Origin of the sequence: Actinomadura sp. 3N407, assembly GCF_052245875.1 — a bacterium.
Classification (GTDB): domain Bacteria; phylum Actinomycetota; class Actinomycetes; order Streptosporangiales; family Streptosporangiaceae; genus Spirillospora.
The window spans coordinates 1-3,213 of record NZ_JBQQBP010000058.1 but is presented as its reverse complement, the minus strand read 5'-3'; the positions used below and the strand labels follow the sequence as shown (position 1 = coordinate 3,213).

The 3,213-nt window shown below is 72.8% G+C and carries 2 protein-coding genes; both read left to right on the top strand.

Features of this window, described 5'->3' with window-relative positions; translation table 11 throughout:
- The coding region (locus ACTWPP_RS44855) for a type I polyketide synthase (protein ID WP_443110593.1) at positions 1 to 2,969 on the top strand (2,969 nt) is incomplete at its 5' end.
- Between the two features lie 20 nt (positions 2,970 to 2,989).
- The coding region (locus tag ACTWPP_RS44850) for a beta-ketoacyl synthase N-terminal-like domain-containing protein (RefSeq protein WP_443110592.1) at positions 2,990 to 3,213 on the top strand (224 nt) is incomplete at its 3' end.

Below are 3,213 nucleotides of genomic sequence, written 5' to 3'. Positions count from 1 at the left end.
CCGTCAACGCCACCACCATCCCCACACTCCGACGCCACCACGACGACCAAACCCAACTCCTCACCGCCCTCACCCACGCCCACATCGCCGGCATCAACATCAACTGGCCCACCACCCAACAACCCACCCCACACACACCACCAACCCCACACACACCACTGCCCACCTACCCCTTCCAACACAAGCGCTACTGGCTCACACCCGCCGCCCCGGCACCGGTCGGCAACCGGACCGGTCATCCGCTGGCCGGGGGCGCCATCGAGCTTCCGGGAAACCAGGGGCTGGTGCTCACGGGACGGATCTCAACGTCCACTCACCCCTGGCTCGCCGACCATGCCGTGTTCGGCACCGTTCTGCTTCCCGGCGCCGCCATGGTCGACATCGCCCTGCACGCGGGCGTCCAGCTCGGCTGCACGCGGCTCGACGACCTGACTCTGGACAGTCCGCTGGTACTGCCCCCGCATGGCGCCGCCACGCTGCAGATCCAGGTCGACACGCCCGACGAGGAAGGCCGGCGTGCGTTCACGGTCCATTCCCTCCCGGACGGTGAACAGGGCGCCGACTGGGTGTGCAACGCCACCGGTCTGCTCGCGCCCGAGGCTCCGGTGACGCCGTCGGAGGAAGAGGAGGAGGCGTGGCCACCGGTCGCCGCTTCCCCGGTCCCGCTGGACGGTCTGTACGAGCGGTTCGCCGACAACGGTTACGACTACGGACCCGTGTTCCGGGGGCTGCGGGCCGCGTGGCGGGACGGCGACGTCCTCTACGCCGAGGTCCGTCTCCCCGACGACGCCGACACGAGCGGGTTCGCCGTCCACCCAGCACTGCTCGACGCGGCGCTGCACGTTCGGCTCGCCGCCGGGCCGACCGGACCCGAGGACGCCCTTCGGTTGCCGTTCTCCTGGTCCGGAGTCACCGTGCACGGCAGCGGTGCCCGTACGTTGCGCGTTCGGATGTCCCTGGAGCACGAGTCGACGGTCGGCCTGCTCGGCATGGACGCGGAGAACCGCCCGGTCGTCAGGGTCGAGGCGCTCGCCACCCGGCCGATCGATCCCGCCCGGCTGGCGGCCGGACGCGAGTCGCCGCTGCGCCTGCGCTGGACGGGCGGTCCAGACCTCGCCGGGACCGGCTCGGCGCCGGTCGCGACAGCCTTGGTCGGCACCGACGTCTTCGCCACCGGGCTGGTCTCCTCGTACGCCGACTTCGCCGCGCTCGGCGCGGCCCTTTCGGAGGGTGCACCGATACCGGACGCGGTGGTGGCCTGCTTCGCGACGCCAGGCGGCGCCGATCCCGTCGCGGAGACCCACGCGCTGACCGGGCGGGCACTGGAGCTGCTGCAGGGGTGGCTTGCGGAGGAGCGGCTGGCCGACTCCCGCCTGGTGGTCCTCACCCGCGGCGCCGTGAGCACCGCACCGGACGACGAGGTCACCGACCTGCCCGCCGCCGCGGTCTGGGGTCTGGTCCGGTCTGCGCAGGCCGAACACCCGGGCCGGTTCGCGCTGCTCGACTTCGACGGGGCCGACGCCTCTGTCCGGGGGATCGAGGCCGCTGTGGCCGCGTTCGGCATCGGCGACGAACCCCAACTCGCCCTTCGCGACGGTGAGCCGTTGGTCGCCCGGCTGGGGCCGACCGGCGCGACGTCCGGTGCCGAGCGCCGGTTCGACCCGGACGGCACCGTGCTGATCACCGGTGGTACCGGGACCCTCGCCGTGCACACGGCCCGCCACCTGGTCACCCGGCACGGCGCCCGGCATCTGCTCCTGCTCAGCCGTCGCGGCCCCGAGGCGCCCGGGGCCGGGAAACTCCGTGCGGAACTGTCCGCGGCGGGCGCCGAGGTCACCATCGCCGCCTGCGACACCGGCGACCGGGACGCGCTCGCCGCCGCCCTGGACGCCGTCCCGCCCGAGCACCCGCTCACCGCGGTCGTCCACACGGCCGGGGTGTTGCGGGACGCCACGGTCGCCAACCTGGCGTCGGACCAGCTCCGCGACGTACTGCGCCCGAAGGTGGACACCGCCGCGCATCTGCACGAGCTGACCGCCGACGCCGACCTGGCCGCGTTCGTCCTGTTCTCCTCCGCCGCCGGGACACTCGGCACCCCCGGACAGGCCAACTACGCCGCCGCCAACGCCTACCTCGACGCCCTCGCCCACCACCGCCGCGCCCAGGGCCGTCCCGCCGTCAGCCTCGCCTGGGGACTGTGGACCGACGCCAGCGAGCTGACGGGGGCGCTGGGCTCGGCCGACATCGGCCGGTTGGGCCGGACCGGCTTCGCCCCGATGTCGGCGGCGGACGGCCTGGCAATGTTCGACGCCGCGTTGGGCGCCGGGGACGAGTCCCATCTGGTGCTCGCGCCGCTGGACCGGGCGGCGCTGCGTCGCGAGGCCGCGAACGGCGGGGTGCCGGCGCTGTTCCGCGACCTGGTGCGCCGGCCGAGCGGGCGAGCGCCCGAGGGCGGCGGGAACGACTGGGCCCGGCGGTTCGCCGAGGCGGGCGAGGAAGAACGGGACGAGCTCCTTATCGACCTGGTGCGCACGCACGTCGCGACGGCGCTCGGCCACGCGACGGCGGAGGAGATCGATCCGAGCCGCGCGCTCAAGGACCTGGGATTCGACTCGTTGATCGCCGTGGACCTCCGCAACCGGCTGAGCGCGACGACCGGACTGCGGCTGCCCGCGACGCTGGCGTTCAATCATCCGACCCCGGCGGCCGTCGCCGCTCATCTCAAGGACCGGTTCGGCGAGCGGGACCCGGCCGGGGAGACCTCGATCCTCGCCGACCTGGACCGAATCGAGAGCGCGCTGCGCCGGGCGTCGGAGAGTTCCCGGCAGCGGTTCACCGAACGGCTCCGGGACCTGCTCGACCGGCATTCCGGAGCAGGCGAGGCGGCGAATTCGAGCGCCGATGACCTCGCGTCGGCCACCGATGACGAGATGTTCAACCTGATCGACAACGAACTCGGCATCGCCTGAGATGGAGAGGTTTCGACTCAATGAACATTGAAGACAAGCTTCGGGCCTATCTCAAGCGGGTGACGGCCGACCTTCAGCAGACGCGGGAACGGCTGTGGGAGTTCGAGTCCCGGGAGAACGAGCCGGTGGCGATCGTGGGCATGGCGTGCCGGTACCCCGGCGGTGTCCGGTCCCCCCAGGACCTGTGGCGGCTGGTGGCCGACGGTACCGACGCCATCGGCGAGTTCCCCACCGACCGGGGCTG